The organism is Rhodobacteraceae bacterium M382 (genome assembly GCA_025141015.1).
GTDB classification, from domain to species: Bacteria; Pseudomonadota; Alphaproteobacteria; order Rhodobacterales; family Rhodobacteraceae; genus Aliisedimentitalea; species Aliisedimentitalea scapharcae.
This window is the reverse complement of sequence record CP081098.1, coordinates 41248-62798: the sequence shown is the minus strand read 5'-3', so window position 1 is coordinate 62798 and position 21551 is coordinate 41248. Positions and strand designations below refer to the sequence as shown.

Annotated in this window: 17 protein-coding genes, 1 tRNA gene and 1 pseudogene; 4 read left to right on the top strand and 15 right to left on the bottom strand. The window is 55.0% G+C overall.

From position 1 onward, the window contains the following. Positions 1-79: 79 nt before the first annotated feature. The 3 genes from dapD to K3727_00265 all read right to left on the bottom strand — a co-directional run bounded on the left by dapD (position 80) and on the right by K3727_00265 (position 2588). Positions 80-907 (bottom strand): 2,3,4,5-tetrahydropyridine-2,6-dicarboxylate N-succinyltransferase, encoded by an 828-nt coding sequence (gene dapD, locus K3727_00275; protein UWQ91296.1) that lies wholly within the window; start codon positions 905-907, stop codon positions 80-82. Between the two features lie 109 nt (positions 908-1016). Next, complete coding sequence (locus tag K3727_00270; GenBank protein UWQ91295.1) at positions 1017-1616, bottom strand: GntR family transcriptional regulator; 600 nt, start codon at positions 1614-1616, stop codon at positions 1017-1019. 51 nt (positions 1617-1667) lie between these two features. Continuing rightward, the gene (locus K3727_00265; GenBank protein ID UWQ91294.1) at positions 1668-2588 is read right to left on the bottom strand and encodes a threonine/serine dehydratase; all 921 of its coding nucleotides are present in this window, start codon (positions 2586-2588) and stop codon (positions 1668-1670) included. Between the two features lie 76 nt (positions 2589-2664). Here K3727_00265 and K3727_00260 point away from each other — a divergent pair, with 76 nt between their 5' ends. After that, positions 2665-3513, top strand: a complete 849-nt coding sequence (locus K3727_00260) for a TIGR00730 family Rossman fold protein (protein ID UWQ91293.1) — start codon at positions 2665-2667, stop codon at positions 3511-3513. A 30-nt stretch (positions 3514-3543) separates the two neighbouring features. On the opposite strand, the gene K3727_00255 is transcribed toward K3727_00260, so the two are convergent. From K3727_00255 to K3727_00235, 5 genes are all read right to left on the bottom strand, one after another. Beyond that, positions 3544-3753, bottom strand: a complete 210-nt coding sequence (locus K3727_00255; GenBank protein ID UWQ91292.1) for a hypothetical protein — start codon at positions 3751-3753, stop codon at positions 3544-3546. Positions 3754-3932: 179 nt separating this feature from the next. Continuing rightward, the gene (serA, locus tag K3727_00250) at positions 3933-5528 is read right to left on the bottom strand and encodes a phosphoglycerate dehydrogenase (protein ID UWQ91291.1); all 1596 of its coding nucleotides are present in this window, start codon (positions 5526-5528) and stop codon (positions 3933-3935) included. A 64-nt stretch (positions 5529-5592) separates the two neighbouring features. After that, complete coding sequence (locus tag K3727_00245) at positions 5593-6747, bottom strand: phosphoserine transaminase (GenBank protein UWQ91290.1); 1155 nt, start codon at positions 6745-6747, stop codon at positions 5593-5595. 287 nt (positions 6748-7034) lie between these two features. Then, on the bottom strand, positions 7035-8243 hold the full coding sequence (locus tag K3727_00240; GenBank protein UWQ91289.1) for a winged helix DNA-binding domain-containing protein: 1209 nt from the start codon (positions 8241-8243) through the stop codon (positions 7035-7037). After that, entirely contained in the window at positions 8240-9265 is a 1026-nt protein-coding gene (locus K3727_00235) for a LacI family DNA-binding transcriptional regulator (protein UWQ91288.1), read from the bottom strand. The genes K3727_00240 and K3727_00235 overlap by 4 nt, the downstream gene beginning before the upstream one ends. Before the next feature lie 115 nt (positions 9266-9380). On the opposite strand from K3727_00235, the gene K3727_00230 reads away from it, so the two are divergent. From K3727_00230 to K3727_00220, 3 genes and pseudogenes are all read left to right on the top strand, one after another. Continuing rightward, positions 9381-9457: transfer RNA gene (locus K3727_00230), tRNA-Arg, on the top strand. Positions 9458-9612: 155 nt separating this feature from the next. After that, a pseudogene (locus K3727_00225) lies at positions 9613-10470 on the top strand (hypothetical protein). A gap of 179 nt (positions 10471-10649) precedes the next feature. Beyond that, entirely contained in the window at positions 10650-10940 is a 291-nt protein-coding gene (locus tag K3727_00220; protein ID UWQ93211.1) for a MobC family plasmid mobilization relaxosome protein, read from the top strand. 163 nt (positions 10941-11103) lie between these two features. On the opposite strand, the gene K3727_00215 is transcribed toward K3727_00220, so the two are convergent. The 7 genes from K3727_00215 to K3727_00185 all read right to left on the bottom strand — a co-directional run bounded on the left by K3727_00215 (position 11104) and on the right by K3727_00185 (position 21546). After that, positions 11104-12138, bottom strand: coding sequence for a pentapeptide repeat-containing protein (locus K3727_00215; protein ID UWQ91287.1), 1035 nt, complete (start codon positions 12136-12138; stop codon positions 11104-11106). 19 nt (positions 12139-12157) lie between these two features. Beyond that, positions 12158-16075 carry a response regulator gene (locus K3727_00210; GenBank protein UWQ91286.1) on the bottom strand — a complete coding sequence of 1306 codons (3918 nt, stop codon included), beginning with the start codon at positions 16073-16075 and terminating at the stop codon, positions 12158-12160. A 13-nt stretch (positions 16076-16088) separates the two neighbouring features. Beyond that, the gene (locus tag K3727_00205) at positions 16089-17033 is read right to left on the bottom strand and encodes a type IV pili methyl-accepting chemotaxis transducer N-terminal domain-containing protein (protein ID UWQ91285.1); all 945 of its coding nucleotides are present in this window, start codon (positions 17031-17033) and stop codon (positions 16089-16091) included. After that, the gene (locus K3727_00200) at positions 17030-18280 is read right to left on the bottom strand and encodes an ammonium transporter (GenBank protein UWQ91284.1); all 1251 of its coding nucleotides are present in this window, start codon (positions 18278-18280) and stop codon (positions 17030-17032) included. Before K3727_00200 ends, K3727_00205 begins: the two co-directional genes overlap by 4 nt. Positions 18281-18353: 73 nt before the next feature. Beyond that, entirely contained in the window at positions 18354-19604 is a 1251-nt protein-coding gene (locus tag K3727_00195; protein UWQ91283.1) for an ammonium transporter, read from the bottom strand. A gap of 43 nt (positions 19605-19647) precedes the next feature. Continuing rightward, on the bottom strand, positions 19648-20013 hold the full coding sequence (locus K3727_00190; GenBank protein UWQ91282.1) for a response regulator: 366 nt from the start codon (positions 20011-20013) through the stop codon (positions 19648-19650). Positions 20014-20061: 48 nt separating this feature from the next. Further along, on the bottom strand, positions 20062-21546 hold the full coding sequence (locus tag K3727_00185; protein ID UWQ91281.1) for a response regulator: 1485 nt from the start codon (positions 21544-21546) through the stop codon (positions 20062-20064). Positions 21547-21551: the final 5 nt, after the last annotated feature.

The following is a 21551-nucleotide window of genomic DNA, read 5'->3' as shown; positions in this document are numbered from 1 at the left end:
TCCTGACCACAGGCGTGGAACGAAAAAGGCCGCAGCGTAGCAACGCTGCGGCCATAATACTTGCGGGAGCCGAACCTGATCAGTCGCGCAGGAGTTCGTTGATACCGGTCTTGGAACGGGTTTTCTCGTCCACACGTTTGACGATCACGGCGCAATACAGGCTGATGCCGTTCTTGGACGGCATCGAGCCGGAAACGACCACAGAGTAGGGCGGGATTTCACCATAGGTGACTTCACCGGTTTCGCGATCCACGATCTTGGTGGATTTGCCGATGTACACGCCCATACCCAGAACGGATCCTTCGCGGACAATGCAACCTTCGACCACTTCAGAGCGTGCGCCGATAAAGCAATTGTCTTCGATGATGGTCGGGCCGGCCTGCATGGGCTCAAGAACGCCGCCGATGCCGACGCCGCCTGACAAGTGCACGTTTTTGCCGATCTGTGCGCAGGAGCCGACGGTGGCCCAGGTGTCAACCATCGTACCTTCGTCCACATAGGCACCCAGGTTCACGAATGACGGCATCAGAACCACGCCTGGCGCAACATAGGCAGATTTGCGGACAATACAGTTGGGCACAGCACGAAAGCCGGCAGCCTTCCACTGGTTTTCGCCCCAGCCGACAAATTTGCTGTCGACCTTGTCCCACCAGCCGCCACCCTGCGGGCCGCCATCCTGGATTTCCATGTCCTTGATGCGAAAGCCGAGCAGAACAGCCTTTTTTGCCCATTGGTTTACATGCCAGTCGCCATTGTCCAGCTTTTCCGCCACGCGCAGCGATCCGCTGTCCAGTGCGTTCAACGTGTCTTCGATGGCTTCGCGCTGTTCGCCGGTGGTGGCAGGGGTAATGGTGTCGCGTGATTCCCACGCGGCCTCGATTGCGGTTTCCAGCTGGGCGTTGGACATTGTGCGGTGCTCCGGATGCGGTTGGATTCGGGACTACATAACGGCAAAGGGCGCAGGCGTCATTCCCTGTTTGCGGCGAAAACACCCTCTGGGGCGGCCTTTTACGGGTTCAGCGGACCCGACGCAGGTGGCGACGCAGGATTTCGCAGGCGGCGGGGGCGTCTTGACGCAATAGTGCCTGCAGGATCGCGGCGTGATCCGTGTCAATACGTTGGGTCCATTGATGCTGCCAATGAGCGAATAGATGACGGGCGCTGGCGATGTGCAGATCATCAATCGTTGCCAATAGACGGGGCATGGCGCATGGCGCGAGGATTACCCGATGAAACCGCCGGTTGCAGTTTTCCCAGGTGACCATGTCTGTTGCCTCGTCGCAGGCGACGCGGGCGGCTTCGGCATCCCTTAGATCCTGGGATGTCATGTTGAAAGCGGCATTTTGCAGCGCCAAAATTTCCAGAGCCACACGCATCTCAATGATTTCGCGCACTTCGGTCGGGTTCAACGCCGTTACCCGCATGCCACGTCGGGGTTGGGATTTGGCCAACCCATGCGCTTCCAATCTCAGCAATGCTTCGCGCACGGGCACATGGCTGGCGGAGAACTCGCGGGCGATGTGATCCTGACGCAGTTTTTCACCAGCAGGCAGATCGCCCTGGATGATCCTTTGGCTCAGCGCCTGATAGATTGTGTCGACGATGGTTGCGGTCATGGATTATCGATAGTTTCAAAGCCGGGGTTCCGCAACCGTACCCCGGTCTCATCACCCAAAGGGGTCAGGAGCGATGTTGCCGCCGCACACCAATACAGCAACCCGCTCGCCGTCTTCTGGTTGATAGACGCCGCTCATCAATGCGGCCAGCGCAGTAGCGCCGGCGGGTTCGACCAGGATCCGGTGTTCCAGCCACAGCGCACGCTGCGCACGGGCGATGTGGTCGTCCGACACCGTCACCGATGTCAGGTTTGACTTTTGAGCAAGATCAAAACCGATCTGTCCGATCCGCTTTGCGCCCAGGGCATTGGCGGCAATGCCCGACACATCAACATCTACAGGTGCCCCGGCCTTCAACGCGGCCTGTAGCGCGCAGGAGGTGTTGGGCTCGACAGCAACAATTTTGCGGCTGTCCTCAAACCAGCTCAGAGCCCCTGCGATCAATCCGCCACCGCCAACGGCAATCAGAATGGTGTCGGCTTTCAATCCCTGCCCCTCCCATTCGGCAAAGCAAGTCCCCTGGCCGGCAACAGTTGCGGCGGCGTCATAAGCGTGCACTTGCATGGCCCCCGTGTCCTGTTCAAATCGCTGTGCCAATTCCAGCGCATTGGCATAGGCTCCCGGAACGACCTCCAGGTCAGCGCCGGTTTGCTGGATCAGGGCGATTTTGGATGGCCCAGCCATTTCAGGAACAAATATCCGTGCTTTGTGCCCTAATGTTCGCGCGGCATATGCAACAGCCGCACCATGATTTCCTCCCGATGCGGCAACCAGCCCGGCATCTGGAACCGGACGGCTGAGCAGCGTGTTGAACGCCCCACGGGCCTTGAAGCTGCCGGTATGTTGCATGTGCTCCAGCTTCAATTCGACGGGATAGGGCAAACCAAACCCTTGTGTGGTCAGCACCGGTGTCACTTGAACATGCCCCAACACACGTTTTGCCGCGGATTGAATATCTGATTTAAAAGCCATTTCACGCGCCTGTGCCTAGTGTTCCGGATGGCGACCTTATAGGCTGAAAGGAAACAGGCAAATAGGGAACATGTTCATGAAAGACGATCGCCGCAGCCGATTTCGGGACGCACATTCCGATAGGGATACCGCCGAACATGTTCCGCTGACGCCCCAAACCCAATCGCCGGCCTATCGGTTGGCTTTTGCTGACGAGGATTTTCTGTGTCGGGATGAACTGCGTCCGGTTCGGTTGCAATTGGAGTTGCTGAAACCGCAGCTGTTGTTGGAAGAACACGAAATCACCTCGACCATCGTATTGTTCGGGGGGGCGCGTATTCCAGATCCGGTCAACAAGGACAAGGCGCGCACCCGGACTTTGGCTGACCTGTCGTCCTTCTACGACGAAGCCCGCGAATTTTCCCGGCTGATGACCGAAAAATCCAAGCTCAGTGGATGTCGGGAGAATGTGATCGTCACCGGTGGTGGCCCTGGTGTGATGGAGGCGGGGAACCGCGGAGCCGCGGATGCGGGGGGCTGTTCCATCGGTCTGAGCATCGTATTGCCACACGAACAGGCGCCGAACGAATATGTCACGCCGGAACTCAGCTTTAACTTCCACTATTTTGCAATCCGCAAGATGCACTTCCTGATGCGGGCGCGGGCGATTTGCGTATTTCCGGGTGGATTCGGGACGATGGATGAATTGTTTGAATCCCTGACGCTGATTCAAACAGGCCGGATGGAGCGGGTGCCATTCCTGCTGTTTGGTCGGGAATTCTGGGAAAAAGTGATCAACTGGGATGCCCTGGCGGATGCGGGGACAATTTCCGATCAGGATCTGGACCTGTTCCGCTTTGTTGATACGGCTCAGGAGGCGATGGCGCTCATTGAGAATTGGGAACCTGCACCGCCCCGTGATAGTTTACCTGGTCGTGAAAAATAGCGTCAAACGACGCGATCCATTTGGATCGCATCATGCAACATCTGCCGGGATAACACCCAGTTCAATACCTTGGGGCAGGCGTGTTACGATCTGTTTGCCCTGAACGTCCTTGACCGCCAGCCCATGCGCGCCCAGTCGAAATTTCCATTCCCGGTTGCTCAGTGCCTGGGTGCGTTCGTGACGCAGTAGCTCCAGGATGCCTGCGTCGATCATATGTCCTGCTGTTTCTGCCAGTGCCATTTTCTTTCTCCTGCAAGTTGTTTGTTTACAATTTGGAAACTGACTGTTGATCTGGGCAGCAATTTACCGGAATTGGGGCAAGTTCAAGGCACCCTGAGAAACGTTAAACGCGCCACGACAGGGTCGCAGCGCGTTTGATGTTCGGTTCCGGCCCGGTTCGGCCGGGTGATGTTGCCAGGTCAGGCGACGTCAAACTGCAATGGTTTGATCTGGGTGAACAACCCGGTTTCGGCCAGCTTGGCGCGGGCTTCGGCAGGAGTCGGTTCGTCCACATACAACAGGGCGATCGCTTCGCCGCCGGCTTCGGAACGCCCAAGGGTGAAGTTCGCGATATTGACGCCAAATTCGCCCATGGTCCGCCCCAATGCTCCAATGATACCGGGAACATCTTCGTTTGTTGTGTACAGCATATGCGCACCGATTTCGGCATCGATATTGATGCCTTTGATCTGGATAAAGCGCGGTTTGCCGTCACTGAACACGGTGCCGGCAACCGATCGTTCGCGTTTGTCGGTCACGACGGTCACCTTGATGTACCCATCAAAGGTGCCAGATTTATCCTGATTGGTGGTGCTGATCTGGATACCGCGTTCTCGGGCCACAACTGGTGCGCTGACCATGTTCACATCCGGGTTTGCTTTCTTCATGATGCCTGCAACCAAGCCACAGTTCAGTGCATTCAAATTCAGCTCGGATGCGACACCGTCATAAAGAATGTTGATCGCCTGGATCGGCTCATCCGCCATCTGACCAACAAAGCTGCCCAAGTGGCTGGCCAATTTCAACCAGGGCCCCATGACCTTGGCTTCTTCGGCAGTCACAGATGGCATGTTCAGCGCGTTTTCGACGGCACCGGTCAGCAGATAGTTCGACATCTGTTCAGCCACCTGAAGCGCGACGTTTTCCTGTGCCTCGGTTGTGGCGGCCCCCAGATGCGGGGTGCAGACAACGTTCGGTAAATTGAACAGGGCGTTTTCCTTGGCCGGTTCAACGGCGAAAACGTCAAAGGCAGCCCCGGCCACATGGCCAGATTGCAGCATTTCGGCCAGCGCCTCTTCGTCGACCAGACCGCCGCGGGCACAGTTGATGATGCGCACGCCCTTTTTTGTCTTGGCCAGGTTTTCGCGGCTCAGAATATTGGCGGTGGCGTCGGTGAACGGCACATGCAGTGTGATAAAGTCGGCACGAGCCAGAAGATCATCCAACTCTACCTTTTCGACACCCATCTGGTCGGCCTTTTCTTCGCCCAGGAAGGGGTCATAGGCGATGACCTTCATCTTCAGGCCCCGCGCCCGATCACAAACGATACCGCCAATATTGCCCGCGCCAATGACGCCAAGAGTTTTGTTGGTCAGCTCGGTCCCCATGAATTTGGACTTCTCCCATTTGCCGGCATGGGTCGAAGCAGAGGCTTCGGGGATCTGCCGGGCAACGGCGAACATCATGGCAATCGCGTGTTCGGCGGTGGTGATCATGTTCCCGAAGGGTGTGTTCATGACGATCACCCCTTTTTTCGAGGCAGCATCTTTGTCAATGTTGTCCGTCCCGATACCTGCGCGTGCGATGACTTTGAGATTGTCTGCTGCAGCGAGGATCTTTTCGGTGACTTTGGTGGCCGAGCGAATGGCCAGCCCGTCATATTGGCCGATTACTTCGGCCAGCTTGTCTTTGTCTTTGCCCAGATCGGGCTGAAAATCGACGTCGATGCCGCGATCACGAAAAATCTGGACGGCGGTTTCGGACAGTTTGTCAGAGACGAGTACTTTGGGAGCCATTGTTTTGGTCCTTTTGGAAGATCGGGGGAGGGGTGCGTGTGAACACGCACCCTACGCTGTTGGATTACGCGGCGACCGTTTGGGCGTTGATTTCAGCCTCATACGCCCAAGCCAACCAGGGCAGCATGGTCTGGATGTCAGTGGTTTCGACTGTACCGCCACACCAGATCCGCAGACCGGCAGGTGCATCGCGATAGGCACCAATATCGAGCGCGATGTTTTCCGCTTCCAGCCTTTTGGCAACCGCCTTGGCAAAGGCCGCGCCGTCCTGAATGCGGGCGTCGGTGAATTTGACACACACCGAGGTGTTGGATCGGGTCGCCTCATCTTCGGCCAGATTGGTGATCCAGTTGTTTTCAAAACAGAAATCAAAGACCGCCTGAGCGTTTGCATTGGCGCGGGCGATCAGCCCCTGAAGGCCGCCAACCGAACGCGCCCAATCGAGCGCGAACAGATAGTCTTCGACAGCCAGCATTGACGGGGTGTTGATGGTTGCCCCGGTAAAAATGCCTTCGATCAGTTTCCCGCCCTTGGTGAGGCGGAATATCTTGGGCAGCGGCCAGGCAGGGGTATAGCTTTCCAGGCGCTCTACGGCGCGGGGTGACAGGATCAGCATGCCGTGCGCAGCCTCGCCGCCCAAAACCTTCTGCCAGGAGAAGGTGGTCACATCCAGCTTGTCCCAGGGCAGATCCATTGCAAAGGCGGCCGAGGTCGCGTCGCAGATGGTCAATCCGGTGCGGTCATCTGCGATCCAGTCGCCATTGGGAACACGAACGCCGGCGGTGGTACCGTTCCAGGTAAACACGACATCATTGTTGAAATCGACCGATGCCAGGTCAACGATCTGACCGTAGTCGGCGGTTTTGACCTCGGCATCCAGTTTCAGTTGCTTGACAACATCAGTGACCCAACCGGACCCAAAGGATTCCCAGGCCAGCATTTCGACCCTGCGTTGACCCAAAAGCGACCACAGCGCCATTTCCACGGCTCCGGTGTCCGAGGCGGGAACGATGCCGATACGATAGTCGGCGGGGATGCTCAGAACTTCACGCGTGCCTTCAATCGCGGCCTTCAGCTTGTCCTTGCCAACGGCGGCACGGTGCGAGCGGCCAAGAGCGGCGTCGGCGAGTTTGGTGACATCAAATGTGGGGGGCTTGGCGCAGGGGCCAGAAGAAAAACGCGGATTGGCCGGCCGCGTTGCCGGTTGCTGAGTAGCCATAAATGCTATCCTTACAGATATCTGCCTCTCGTTGGGGAGAGGTGTCCCACGCACAGACGTAGTCGGGTCAGCCTTATGCTGCAACTGCAAAAATGTCAGAATTCGGCGGTTTGACATTCAAATACGACGTGATTTTCCATTATCGGAAACAGATGTCTCTGAGTGCATCAGCGTGCCCTGCACAGAAAGTGTAAGAGGGACCGCTATTGGAAATTATATTTAACACTCTGAAAATATAAAATAATTTACAATTTTAGATACTGGACAGCGACCAGATTATCAAAATTTCAGCTCCCTTTCAGCCATCCATCAGCAAACTCAACGGATTCGAGCGCGCAAAACCGACGGACACGGTCCAATTCGGATTCCAATCGCGATTGGCGGGCATTTCCCCATTTCACGCCCGCCTCCGGCCACAGGCCGGTGACCCGCAGGCATCCCTGGTCCCGAAATGCCTTCATATCGATACGGCCAACCAGACGTTCGCCTTCGAGCAGCGGGAAAACATAATAACCGTATGTGCGTTTGGGGGCGGGAACGAACACCTCGATCCTGTAATGGAACCCAAAAAGCCGTTCGGCTCGCTTGCGGTCCCGCAGGGCCGGGTCAAATGGGCTGAGAACCCGCATGCGCCCAGGAGCAGGGCCCAGTTCCTTGACCTGCGTCAGGGTTTCGGGACGCGCCAGAACCTTGTGTGGTGTGCCATCGCAGCAAGTCAATTCGATCGGTTGCAGCGCGCCGGACGCCTGCTGAACCATGCACCAATTCTGGGCCTCCTGTGTTGAAACGGTGTCCCAAAAGGCCGCGATTTCGCGCGGAGTTGCGCAGCCCAGCCGATCGATGGCTGCGTTGCAAAGCCAATCCACCGTTTGTTCCGCATCGCAGGGCAGGGCACCAGGGCAGAGAGATTCTTCGATCACCCGGTCGGTCAAGTCATAGATTTTCTTGAACCCCTGCCGTCCGATCACGGTCAGCGCGCCGGATCGCCACAGGTATTCAAGTGCGGTCTTTGAAGGGTGCCAATCCCACCACCCACCGGACCCCTTTTTCTCATCTGTGCCAACATCTGACGAACTGACTGGCCCGTGATCACGGATGTGCGTCAGAACCGCTTCAAACCGGTCTTCGAACCCGTCACGCCTCCAGTTGCGATACCGGTCGCGCAGGAGGGTCGCGTCACGCTGAAAGCGCAGATGCCAATGGGGGAAAAACCGCATGGGGATGACCGCGGCGTCATGGGTCCAATGTTCAAACAGGCTCTTGTCCCGTTCGTAGAGCCGCTTGAGGTTCTCGTGCCGATAAGTCGAGCGGCGCGAAAACAGGATCAGATCATGGGCCCGCGCAACCGTATTGATGCTGTCCAGCTGCACAAACCCCAACCGGTCAATCAGGTCCAAAAGAGCCGGCCCCCGGGCTGTCCCGGTTGGCTGTTCCAACAGCGCGTGCCGATCCAGAAACAGCCGCCGCGCGCTGCGATTGTCGAGCGTCGCCGTCATCGCCGTTTCAGCGTGTCGCCATATGAGATGGTGGGTGTCAGGGTGATCCGGGTTTCGATGTCTGCTTCGGGGTCATCCAGCTGGGCTGCTATGATCTCAGCTGCCTTGCGACCGATTTCCTGACGACAGGCATCCATTGTGGCCAACTGACGTGGCAGGCCTTGGAGAAGTTCAACACCGTTAAATCCAGCCAGCCCGATCTGCCCCGGCACATCAATGCCCTGATCCAGCAAGTGGAGCAGCCCACCAGCACCAATCATGTCGTTGGAGTAATACAGGAAATCCAGATCTGGCGACCGTTCCAGCATTTCCTGGGTCATTTCCCGACCTTTGGCCAACGCCGAACCACCTGAATAGAAGGCGCGATCTTCAATCTCGACACCCTCCTTGGCCAGCGCTTCGGTAAATCCTTCGAACCGTTTGCGGGCGCGGTGATCCAGTGGCATTTTGGTGCCCATAAAGCCGATGTGGCGATAACCTGCTTTCAGGATCGCCTTGGCCATCTCGCGCCCGGCACGACGGTGCGAGATCCCAACCATTGCGTCGACCGGTTTGCCATCGGTATCCATGATTTCCACCACCGGGATGCCTGCTGCGTTCAGCATGGCCCTGGCCGCTTCGGAATGCTCCAACCCGGCGATGATCACACCCGAGGGCCGCCAGGACAACATCTCGTACAGAACCTTTTCTTCCTTTTCAGGGATATAGTCTGTAACGCCCACGACTGGTTGAAGTTCGGTGTTTTCCAGGATTCTGTTGATCCCGGTCAGAACTTCGGGGAACACCATGTTCGACAGTGACGGGATGATCACGGCAACAAGATTGACCCTGCTGGATGCCAACGCGCCGGCGATTTTGTTGGGCACGTACCCCAATTCCTTGGCCGCAACGAGCACCTTTTGCCGGGTTTTGTCGGATACATCACCTCGATTGCGCAGTACGCGGCTGACCGTCATCTCAGAAACACCTGTCGCTTCGGAAACATCACGCAGGGTCAGGGGCCGTTTGGTATCCAGTGTCACGAAGCTCTGCCTTCTTGTTGATTACGCTACCACGTTAACGCAACCACATCGGGCAATACAATGCTACAGAAATTCCGGTGACATGCAGGCAAAGCTGGTCTAAATAGCGGTCATCGGCCCCGTGGCTCAACTGGATAGAGCAGCCCCCTCCTAAGGGGCAGGTTGCAGGTTCGAATCCTGCCGGGGTCGCCAAAACCACCTGACAAATATGGCTTATTTACAGGACGTTGTGCGGAAGACTGCAAAAAGTCCCGTCAGCTTTCGGGCCGTAATCGACTGAAACGGCCGATTTCTCGTACAAAACCTGTACAAAATTCGCACGTTTGTGCGTATTTCGGGGGCCAATCATGAGCCGCCATAGCTTTGATCCCGAAATCGCGGGACGTGTTGGCCTGAACGCGGCGGTGATTTTCCAGAACATCACCTTCTGGATCGAGAATAACCAAGCCAATCGCCGCAACCTTCGAGACGGGCGGTATTGGACTTACAATTCGATCTCGGCCTTTAGTGAGTAGTTTCCCTATCTGAGCGAAAAGCAGATCCGAACAGCGCTCGAAAAGCTGGTCAGCGCAGGGCTGATCATCAAGGGCAATTTCAGCGATGATCGTTATGATCGGACCTGTTGGTATGCCTTGGGCAACTCCATTTGCCCAAATGGGCAAATCGATCTGACCGAAAGGGAAAATGATGCATTTGCCCCTGAGGGCAAGCCATCTGCCCCTGAGCGCAAATCCAATAAGAACAGATATAAACCATATCAAAAACCAAATCCTTCGCACGCGAAGGCGGTGGTGGAGGATGAAGTTTCTGAAAAGATTTTGTCCGCCTATCCCGAGGATCGCGTTCGCGGCAAAGCGGTTTGTATCTCGCAAATCCGCCAAGCGCTGGCCGACGGAGTGGACGCCAAAGACCTCGAGGACGCCGTGCGGGCCTATGCGAACGAGAGCGAAGGCTTCACCCGCTCCAAGGTGTGCTTCTCCGACAATTGGTTCTCCTCTGGCCGTTGGTTGAAATACCTTCAGGAGGTTGAGGAGGCGCGAGAAGCGGGCAAAGCCAAAGAGGCTGAATTGCTGAAAGGTTTGGCCGACTGGGTCACGGACAAGCACCCCCTTTGCCGCCACATAACACCCGGCCAAGTGACCGCGTTGCTGGCCGCAAACCTGGTCAGCCCTGCTGAAATCGAAGCGGCGGGGCTCAGAGCATGAATGCGGCAGCCCCCCACAAAGAGCAGAGAGCAAGGTTACCCACCGATTACATCGGCGGGACTTGTGAGGGGCGGCAAGCCTCCCCTTCAAACCCCAACCAGACGCACGCAAGCGGCGTCAAAGAGGGCTTTTCCGAGAGTGTGATCTTTCGATGCACCCCGTCGGAAAAGGCAGCGCTTGTGGCCAAGGCGCACGCCGCTGGCCTGCCCAATGCCACGTTGATGCGCGAGGCCTTGGGGCTGGTCGAGGCGCGCCGACGCAAGCCCGTCCCTCGCGTTGATCCGAAGTTAACCTTTGCGATTGCCCGTATCGGCGGCAACCTCAATCAGCTGTCACGCTGGATCAACGGAGCGGTCAAATCCGGCCGTGCGAGCCAGATCGATGCGCTCAAGGTCGCTGCTCAGCTGGTGATCATCGAACGGCAGATGGCGCAGATCGTGGCGGCGCACACAGGCGAGAACTGCGAATGATCATCTCGTTCTTCTCTACCGGCACCGGTGGCGGTGGCCGCACAGCACCTCAACCTGCCGTAACTTAGTGACAATCTCTTCCGGTTTGTGTCGTTTGATTCCCATGCTTGATCCTCCGTTTCCTAACTATAGGGGCGGACCACTTCAGTGGGGGAGGATCAGTCTAGCTTCGCCGGGCAATAGTATTTGCGATAATGGAAAGAAGCAGACCGAGAGTAAAATAGCCTAGTACAACTTCACTAATGACGAGAATTTCTCCATAGACGTTTTCAGCTGTTACATCGCCATATCCCAGCGTCGTATATGTAACCAACGAGACGTAGAAGGGTGTAAACCAGCTTTGCGCCGAGTTGGAATAATCCATCATTCCCCACCCTAGCCACATATCAAACGAATAAATAATCCCGTACAGCGTTGCGAGAAATAGCGCGTAAGCTCCCACTTTTAGAAGGCTGCGGCCGTGATCAAATAGTCCCCAAGCCTTGAACAAAGTTTGCTCAACGGACTTCGCAAAACCGGCAGGCATATTTGAAATAGAAGCTTCCAGGGTGTCTATGTAGTCCTGATCCCTAGCGTCTCGTACAAAAAGCGCGTTGCCGTAAACAGAGTCTATGCCGCGAATTCCGAGGTAGCGACCGCTCATTTCTTTTAAATTGCCGTAGACGATGCCGGTCACCTTGGCCCCTTCGACCCTTGCTGTGCAGAGTGACGCGCGCGAAATATTAGCATTCTTCAGGCAGGTATTGCGAAGGTCGGCGTCTGTTAGGTTTGCATCACGGAGGTCAGCGCCGGTCAGGTCGGCCCCGACAAAATTTGCTCCACGCAGATCCGCGCCGGAAAGATCAGCCTCTGTTAAGTCGGCGTTCTGGAGGTTTGCCGCGGTGAGTGTAGCATCTGTCAGTCTGGCCTTGTATAGTCCGGCATGAGAAAGATCCGCCCCTGAAAGCTCCGCGTGATCCATTTTTGCGTGCTTCAAGTTTGCAGATGACAATCGGGCTTCGAAAAGGTCGGTGCCGGTGAGGTCAAGTCCTGAAAGGTTACGTTCCGATAGGTCCGCCTCGGAAAGGTCGGCCCCAGCGAAAACTGCCGAAGTATCAGGGTAACTTGAGAGGAAAAGCTCCCAGTCTGTCACTTCACCGTTAAGTGCCCGCAATGCCTCATCAAGCCCCGGAGCCTGTTTGCCAGCCGTTTCTTTCAAATCAAGAATCCTTCACGCTCTATCGATGAACCAGCGAGAGTATTTCTTCCAAAACGCCCTCCACATCTCCGCCAGACTTTTGCACGACATCGCTAACACTGGTCTGAAGGCGCTTGCGGTCTTCGGTGTTCAGTTCCATCGCTGTAACAATAATTATTGGAGTGTTGGCCGATGGGTGGTCGCTTGATCTGAGCCTTTCCAGAAACTCAAAACCGTCCATCACCGGCATCATGAGGTCAAGAAGGATGAGTTCGAATTCATGCTGTTCTGTTTTCCCAAGCGCAATCTTTCCGTTCCCCGCTTCATCGACCTCCCAGCCGTCGCCTTGAAGCGTGCGCACCATGGTTTCGCGCGCAGCCGGATCGTCTTCAACGACAAGTGCTGTCTTTTGACCGACCGACGCATACTTTTTGACAAGCCCCGATAGTTTGCCTCGGTCAACCGGTTTTTGAAGAGATTCGACGGCACCGAGCGAATAGCTCATGGCCTTGTCTCCAACCATCGAAATCATGACGACGGGAATATCCTTCAGTGTATTGTCAGCCTTTAGTCGGCGGAGGACTGTCCAGCCGTCCATTCCGGGCATCATCACATCCAGCGTTATGAGGGCGGGCAAGTGTTCCGCAGCGAGTGCCAGACCTTCAGCGCCGGATTTGGCCAATAACACCGAACAGCCCTCCGCTTCTAGACGCTTCTTCAGAAGTTCCCGGGCCGAGGCCTCATCATCAATGACAAGGACCGATTTTCGAACAGAAGTATCCTTCATTGCCTCAGTTGAAATAGGTGTCGCGTCCTCATCCGATGAAGCGGGCTCTGACGTTGCGCCTGAAATGCGCGCTTCCTCTTCAAGCCCTGCATGCTTCTTTTGAGCTTTCTTTGGCAATGTGACGATAAAACTTGAACCTTGCCCAATGGTACTTTCGACACGGATGCTGCCGCCCATCATTTCGCAAAATCTCTTGACGAGGGCGAGCCCTAGACCGGTTCCACCGTAATCGCGTGTCGTAGATTCATCCGCTTGAGAGAATTCCGCGAATATATGCTCAATCTTGTCTTCAGGGATGCCGATCCCGGTATCGGTGATGGCAAACCGAATTGCCGGTTCATTTGCTATGGAATCCAAATTGGCGGAGAGAGTAATCTTTCCTTCCTTTGTGAACTTCGCTGCGTTGGAGATCAAATTGAAGAGAATCTGGCGAACTTTCGTAACATCGCCATGCATGGTGTCTAGATCCTGATCGACATCCAGAACCAGTTCATTGGAATTCTTTTGGATAAGGCTAAGTGCTGTACTGGCCACGTCTTCGGTAATGTCCTTGACGGCAAAGTCTTCAAGGAACATATCCATTTTCCCGGCTTCGATCTTGGAGAGGTCGAGAACGTCGTTAATCAAGGACAGAAGGTGCTTACCAGCGTTGGTAATCTTGTTCAGATCCTCGAGCATGTCTTCCAGCCCGTCATCTTCAGCATCCTCTGCCATCATTTCCGAGTATCCAATGATCGCATTCATTGGTGTGCGAAGTTCATGGCTCATATTTGCAAGGAACGCGCTCTTGGCTTCATTCGCCCGTTCCGCCTGCTCGCGCGCCTCCTCGGCTTGCCGTTCCAGTTCAAGGCGTTCAGTTATGTCTTCCACGAGCCCGATATAGAAGATTTCATCCCCGACTTGAACTTCCTCAACCCGCGCTTCCAGTTTGAATACCGATCCATCTTTTCGAACGGCGTTGACGACCCGACTTTGACCAACGACCGTAGACGACGCACCATGAATACGGCGTTCAAGATAAAGGTCATGCTCAATGGCGACGTGTGTCTCCATCAGGATCTTGAGGTTCTTTCCAATAACGTCTGACGCGTAGTAACCAAAAATTTGTTCAGCAGCGGAGCTGAATGTTTCAATCTTTCCTTTTCTGTCAATTGAAAGGATACCGATGGGACTCGCTTCAATAATCTTCGATATTCTCTGTTCACTGAACGCGAGATCGCTTTGAATCTTCTTCAGATTTTCATTCTGCTTAAGAAGTTCTGCCTCGTTACGTTTGATCGTTGTGATGTCGGAAACGACCCCGACGAGTCCCCCTCCGCTGATTGGCGTTGTTCTGATTTCAATCGTCCGGCCAGCCGCTGTATTGAGAACAACGTTTGATGAGTGGCCTTCGGCGAGAGCTTCCAAACGAGTCCGGACTAGCTGTTCAGTATCGCCAAGCCCATAGTCACCGTTTTCTGCGTGCCAACGGATGACCTCTTCTTCTGGCTGCCCCGGTTCGACCAGACGTGGTGGCAGAGCAAGCATCTCGGTGTAGCGCTCATTTGTCAGGACATAATTCATGCCTGCATCAAGCATATAGATGCCGTTCGACATCTTCGACAACGCAAGCTGAAGCTGAGCCGATGCTTCGTTTAGTTCGGTTGTCCGTGCAGCCACGGTTGTTTCCAACAACGACTTTTGGGTTTCAACTTCCTCGAGTGACTGGATAATCGATAGGCGCAACGCTTCGAAATTCTGCGACAGCTCGCCGATCTCGTCGCTTGTCCGCACCTTAATAGGCTCGTCCAATTCACCAGTAGTTAGTCTTGCGGCGCTGCCAGACAGCAATCTAAGAGGCCGCGTAAGCGAAATTGAAAAGAGGTATGACGCGTAAATTGCGATCGCAAGAACTATGGAGGCGACCAAGATCAACCGGTCAATCAATCGGTCGGCATCGCGCAGGGCTTCCTCGCGATCGATTTCGCTCATAATGACCCAATCTAGTCCAGACAACTCAAGCGGACGATAAGAGGACAAGACTTCGACATCTCTGTAGTCGGGGAAAATCTCTGTTCCTGTGTGTCCTGAGAGAGCTGCCTGCGTGCCAACGGTGTCGACTTCTTGCAAGCCAACGGAACTGTTTGTCCGTTCGATCTGATCTATGATGGAGCTTGGGAGGCCAACTTCACCGACCAACTTCAGATACTCTTCACGATCTTCGATCAGGAAGCGGGACTGATTGCGCAGAAGTTTATCGCGACCAACAAGATACGCTTCGCCGGAGTCGCCCAACCCAACGTCGCTCCAAGCCTCGTTAGAGGTCATAATCGCGTTGATCCCGCTTAGAGGAAGTTGCACGGCAAGAACCCCAATCGGATTTGGTCCATCATACACGGGCAAGGCGGCAAATGCGGCTGGCGCGTTGAATGAAGGGATATAGGGTTCGAAGTCGGCAAAGATGACCTGATCTGGATTTGCAGCCATGGCGGTCGTGACTGCCCGGGCAAGGTTTGTGTTTGAATGCGGCCCGTCGAATACACTGGTTCCGAAATCAATTTCCCGCTCAACGGAGTAGACGATGCGTCCCTCGTTAGGTTCGATTAGAAATACATCATAAAAACCGAAGCGGTCCTGAAATTCCCCCAGTGACTGTTCCAGCGCTGAAACGGCTGCCCCATATTGAGTCTCGAACTGAACTTGATTTACTAGTTGAGGATCAAGCATGTATCTATGCTGCAGAAATATCGCCAAGGGATCCCGTGGCAGCAAGCCATCAATGACCGCGTTGTCGGCGCGGGTTCCTGTTTCCGCCTCATACCGCGCACGAAAGTCCTCAAGGTAGAATTGATTTAGATCATCCCGATACTCTGGCGTCACAAGATCTTCGGAGACTTGCAGATAAACTATCCCTCGCCGAAGTTGTTGAAGATTGTCTTTCAACGGTGCGCTTTCCGCAACAAACTTGAGCTCGTTCTCGACTTGTGAGAAATAGCTTTCAATTTGCTGTGCCTTGAGTTCGCGAACGGCTGTCAGTCTTTCGAACGCCGCACGCTTCAGGGCTTCGTTTGACGAGTATCCAGCCAAGACGGCCGCGATACAGACAGCAGCCATCGATATGACGATGCTAATTGCCGCCAGCTTTGTGCCGATCGTCAATCCCAGTTTTGGGGTTTGCCTTTCAGTCGTCATATCTGGGTTCCCTTCATTCGGCGGCCTTTTCATAGAGCAGGACGATTTCGTTCATCCTCTTGAGAAGATCTTCTGCTTTTTCGTCGACAGCCTGAACATCATCGACAAACTGATTTTCTGTGGACCATCTGGCCGTTGAAACTAACTGCCTGAGCGCTTCCCAGTATCCCTGAGCCTCGCTTAGACGCTCAAGGATTGGCTGTGATTTTGAAGTTGGGAGCGCTCCGGGCGTTACCCGGTTCAGAATATTCAGCGATAGGCTAAACCGGTTCATGGTTCTGAAGAGTTCCTGGCGGGCTTCACCTGATATCGCGCCATGCCGCGTCAGGCACAGCAGCAGAACCAATCTTTGAGTAAACATTCGCTGTCGACCCGAGATATTGATGAGCATGGCCATTTGCTCGGATAGCTCAGCGCTTTTGTAAACGCGCTCGATCAGGTTGACCGCGGCGTGCATTTCGGCAAGAGCAGGTCCGTTGAGGTTTGAAATTTTCTGAATGTGTTCGTCTTGGACACTGCGGCGCTCGATTGCATCACGGATTGTTTGACCATATGGGGCAAAGGCATTCTTGGCTCGGCTCAGCGCCTTTAAAACCGAGGCATTGGATTCCGGTTCAAGTCCGAGTTCATCATCCCCGTTCCTTAGTCCTGCTTCGGTTATTTGATGCAGCGCCTGTGCCTCTGTTGCAGCCGCAAGAAGTGGGCCTGGATTGGGGTTCTTATAGGCAAGACAGACAAACTTTCCGGTACGTTGGATCAACATTCTCTGGCGGCCTGACAAGTTGATTTTATGAGCCCCGTCAGACTGTTCCGTTTGCCCAATGACACTCGTCGGATTCATAACTAAGACCGAGGTCAAAACTCCCATGCCTATGAGTAACTCCCGACGTTTCAAAGGCTGTTGGCGAGAATTCATTCCACCGATTGTCGTTTTAGAAAAAATGGGACCCCTGATCATGAAAGCGTCCTATCTTGTATTGCTTGTGAATCCTGCAGCTCACTCTCCTGATGAATCCCAAGCTCTGAGATATTGAGCCCGACGATCTCTTCCTCCTCACTCACCCTGAACCGGAAAACAGCGTTACCAGCCGAGAAGACCAGAAAGGCTACGCCGAAGGTCCAGATGCCGTAGACAAGCACGCCCAGACCTTGAACACTGATCTGTTCAAGGCGGCTGAGCCCTGTTCCAAGGGTTTCGAGATCCCCGTAGAAACCGGTTGCCAGAGTGCCCCATATTCCGGCCCCCAGGTGCACAGGGATCGCGCCGACCGCATCATCGATCTTCAACACCTCAAGGACCTGGCTGACAAAGACGACAATCATGCCACCAACCAGGCCAATCAGGGCGGCGGACCCTGTCGAGACGGCGAAACAATTCGCGGTAACGGCGACAAGCCCGCCCAGTGCGCCATTGATGAACTGATCCACGTCGAGCCGCTGGTTGACCGCATATCGCAGACCTCCGGCCGAAATGGCACCGACACATCCCCCAACGACCGTGTTGATCAGGGTCGACGGCACGGTGTCATCCAGCACCAAGGTGCTGCCACCATTGAAGCCTAGCCAGCCAATGAAGAGCAGAAGAGCGCCAAGCGTGGCGGTGGGCATGTTCGACGGGGTGATGGTCTGTGCGCCCGAGCCGTCATCAAAGCGCCCCAAGCGCGGGCCGATAATCAAGACGAGCGCGAGCCCCGCCCAGCCGCCAACACTGTGAACCACCGTCGACCCGGCAAAATCCACAAACCCCAAATCCGCAAGCCAACCTGATCCTTCTGCTGCGCGCCAGGCCCAACTCCAGTGCCCTGCAATGGGGTAGAGCAGCCCTGACACGAAAACGGCGGCAAAGAGATAGGCCCCGAACTTCATACGCTCGGCGACAACTCCAGAAAGGATCGTGACCGATGTCACACACAACATCACCTGAAACAGGAAGAAGACGGCAAGAGACGAGGTGGTCTTGGCAAAATCGAGTGCGAAAAGATCCAACCCGATCCATCCCTGATAACTCAGGCCATACATCAGTCCGAAGCCCACGAGCCAGAATGCCAGGGCCGAGACACAGAAGTCACAGAAGTTCTTGATCGCGACGTTGATGTTGTTCTTCGAACGGGTCATTCCCGTTTCGAGGCAAAGAAAGCCCGCTTGCATCAAGAACAATAAGGCACTGGCGATGACCACCCAAAGAAGATCAATTTGCTCTATCAATTGATCCACCCCCAGAAAAAGCAGGTGCTATGCAGAAGTGATGCATTTGGAACATATCGAGCGTGCAGGTGCTTCATCCAGCTCCCTCCAATGAATGTCCTTGTGCATTCTTCATCTCGCTTTCGTGCTGCATCCCATGTTCCGAGATATTGAGCCCGGCGATCTCTTCCGCTTCACTCACCCTGAACCGGAAAGCTGCGTTGCCGGCCGAGAAGACCAGAAAGGCCATCCCAAAGGTCCAGATGCCGTAGACAAGCACGCCCAGACCTTGAACACCGATCTGCTCGAGGCGGCTGAGGCCTGTGCCAAGTGTATCCAGATCCCCGTAGAGACCGGTTGCCAGAGTGCCCCATATTCCGGCCCCCAGGTGCACAGGGATCGCGCCGACCGCATCATCGATCTTCAACACCTCAAGGACCTGGCTGACAAAGACGACAATCATGCCACCAACCAGGCCAATCAGGGCGGCGGACCCTGTCGAGACGGCGAAACAATTCGCGGTAACGGCGACTAACCCGCCCAGTGCGCCATTGATGAACTGATCCACGTCGAGCCGCTGGTTGACCGCATATCGCAGACCTCCGGCCGAAATGGCACCGACACATCCCCCAACGACCGTGTTGATCAGGATCGACGGCACGGTGTCATCCAGCACCAATGTGCTGCCACCATTGAAACCAAGCCAGCCGATGAAAAGCAGAAGAGCGCCAAGCGTGGCGGTGGGCATGTTCGACGGGGTGATGGTCTGTGCGCCCGAGCCGTCATCAAAGCGCCCCAGGCGCGGGCCGATAATCAAGACGAGCGCGAGCCCCGCCCAGCCGCCAACACTGTGAACCACCGTCGACCCGGCAAAATCCACAAACCCCAAATCCGCAAGCCAGCCTGACCCGCCAGCGCCGTCAAGGCCGGCCCAACTCCAATGGCCCGCAATGGGATAGAGAAGCCCGGACACGATCACCGCGACAAAGAGATAGGCCCCGAACTTCATCCGCTCTGCGACGATCCCAGAGAGGATCGTGACCGCGGCACCACAAAACATCACCTGGAATAGGAAGAAGACAGCAAGAGACGGGGACGCCTTCGCAAAGTCGATCGCGAACAGGTCCGATCCGATCCATCCCTGATAACTCAGCCCGAACATCAGCCCGAAGCCGAGAGCCCAGAAAACCAGCGTGGACAGACAGAAATCTGCGAGGTTCTTGATGGCGACGTTGATGCTGTTTTTTGAGCGGGTCATCCCGCTCTCAAGGCACAAGAAACCACCCTGCATCAGGAAGACCAGCGCACTGGCAAAAATGACCCAGAGCAGATCAATGTTCGCCATCAGACGAACTGCCAGAGCTTGCGGATATGAGTACCGTGCATCATCACGCGTTAAGCCAACCTTCAATCTTTTCTAGAAGTCGCTTTAAGTCGACCGGCTTGGTGTCATAATCATCGCAGCCGGCACCCAGGGCTTTGTCTCGATCACCAGCCATAGCATGTGCTGTCAGCGCGATAATCGGTATGCTCTTTGTTTGGTCGCTGGCTTTGAGGTGCCGTGCAGCGTCCCAGCCATCCATCACCGGAAGGCTCATGTCGAGCAGTATTATGTCGGGGCTTTCTTCTGAGGCCATCTCGACACCGCGCTGGCCGTCAAATGCCATCACGACTTCGTAGCCTTTCTTCTTGAGTCTGCGAGACAGCATGTCTCGGTTCATCTCATTGTCTTCAACCAGAAGAATTTTTGCCATTTTGTCTTCCCTTCCTTTTCTTCCTCACCGGATCCTCGGTACGCAGACTCAGGCTGCGTCTGTGTGCACCGATTCATCCTGTGCCAGCCGAGCTTCAACGAGTTTTCGCAGATGCATCTCGAGCATCGTGTCGAGCTGTTCCTCGGTTTCAAACATGTGAAATGCGCCGATATAAGAACCGTCATCGCCAATCAGCCAGCGATCGAGATACTGGCTGAGCTTGTCGATCTGATCGAGTCTATCGAGAATAACCTCACGATCCTCGAGCGACAACGTCGGTGCCCCCTGCTTTCTGTAGAGAAGCATCTCTGGAGAGCCCTGCTGCTTGAAACCGCCTAAGGCGTCCTCGAATTCAAATGCCGTACCAGATTCGTATCGGGTCCCGTCGGGCCTCAGGATCGTATCGGGTAGAGGCGAGCCGATGCGAGACCAAAGAATACCAACGTAGATTTCCGTCTCATGCGGTGGGTGGATCTGAGCCTGGAAAGTTTCAGAAGCCAGCATGGGTTCCTCTTCCCAGAGGATCGGGATCAGATAGGCACGTCCAAAGAACTCCTCGTTAAGACGCCCGATAACAGATTTGGCGACGCGTCGTTCGGGAATGACGTCGCCGGGTGAAGAGATAAAAATACGGAATTGCTTTGAGATGTTCTGACGCAGACGAACCTTTTCAAGACATGCACTGATCCGCGCTTGAAGCAAGATCGGATTGAACGGCTTGAAAATGTAGTCTTCGGCACCCTGAAGGATACAGTCGACCATCATTTCAATGTCGTCAGATGCAGATAGCATAATCACCGGGATCGTGCGCAGGCGAGAAGACGCCTTCATTCGTTGCAGAGTTTCAAGGCCAGACAGGCCGGGCATCATGTAATCAAGCAGGACAAGGTCAAATCGATCGGTTTCGAGGATGGCAAGGGCCTCCTCTCCGCTGGATACCGTCCGCGCCGAGTATCCCATGCGTTTGACCCGCCGTCTTAACAGCTCGCGGTTTGACGGGTCGTCGTCTACCAGCAAAAGTTCGCCCCCTTGACCGATTTGACTGTTGATTATCGAAATGTCTTGTTGCGGAGAGTGTTTGTCTTCTTTCTTCGGGGCAGTTTTTTTGTTGGTGTTTTTCTCGAGCAAACGTTGCGGGATGGCATCTACGAGACTTAGCGCCGCTCGCCCCGCTTCGGAGATATTTCCCAGGTCAGATATGAACTCAGCTTCGTCGAGGTCTGTTGCCTCCTCGAAGATCATTTCCGAATAACCGTTTATGTGGTTGAGTTGCATTCGAAACTGAAACTGAGCGTCACCAACATTGACCTCTTCAGGTGAGGCCGTCGAAGCGCCTAGGAAATCTTCTATTAGGGCAAGCATTTTGTGACCTGCATTCTGGATTGCTTGCAGGTCTCCCGAAAATGTCTTCAGGAGATCAGGCGGCAGATCCTCCTCAATCATCTCGGCATAGCCGATGATGTGTCCGACAGGTGTACGAAGGTCGTGGCGCAACTTTGAAAGTTGTGCTTTGAAATCGCTGCTATGTTCCACTTTCT

What these genes read in the sequence shown, in the direction of transcription:
- dapD (UWQ91296.1), bottom strand. Translation starts at nt 907, where the DNA reads ATGTCCAACGCCCAGCTGGAAACCGCAATCGAGGCCGCGTGGGAATCA.
- K3727_00270 (UWQ91295.1), bottom strand. Translation starts at nt 1,616, where the DNA reads ATGACCGCAACCATCGTCGACACAATCTATCAGGCGCTGAGCCAAAGG.
- K3727_00265 (UWQ91294.1), bottom strand. Translation starts at nt 2,588, where the DNA reads ATGGCTTTTAAATCAGATATTCAATCCGCGGCAAAACGTGTGTTGGGG.
- K3727_00260 (UWQ91293.1), top strand. Translation starts at nt 2,665, where the DNA reads ATGAAAGACGATCGCCGCAGCCGATTTCGGGACGCACATTCCGATAGG.
- K3727_00255 (UWQ91292.1), bottom strand. Translation starts at nt 3,753, where the DNA reads ATGGCACTGGCAGAAACAGCAGGACATATGATCGACGCAGGCATCCTG.
- serA (UWQ91291.1), bottom strand. Translation starts at nt 5,528, where the DNA reads ATGGCTCCCAAAGTACTCGTCTCTGACAAACTGTCCGAAACCGCCGTC.
- K3727_00245 (UWQ91290.1), bottom strand. Translation starts at nt 6,747, where the DNA reads ATGGCTACTCAGCAACCGGCAACGCGGCCGGCCAATCCGCGTTTTTCT.
- K3727_00240 (UWQ91289.1), bottom strand. Translation starts at nt 8,243, where the DNA reads ATGACGGCGACGCTCGACAATCGCAGCGCGCGGCGGCTGTTTCTGGAT.
- K3727_00210 (UWQ91286.1), bottom strand. Translation starts at nt 16,075, where the DNA reads ATGACGACTGAAAGGCAAACCCCAAAACTGGGATTGACGATCGGCACA.
- K3727_00205 (UWQ91285.1), bottom strand. Translation starts at nt 17,033, where the DNA reads ATGATCAGGGGTCCCATTTTTTCTAAAACGACAATCGGTGGAATGAAT.
- K3727_00195 (UWQ91283.1), bottom strand. Translation starts at nt 19,604, where the DNA reads ATGGCGAACATTGATCTGCTCTGGGTCATTTTTGCCAGTGCGCTGGTC.
- K3727_00190 (UWQ91282.1), bottom strand. Translation starts at nt 20,013, where the DNA reads ATGGCAAAAATTCTTCTGGTTGAAGACAATGAGATGAACCGAGACATG.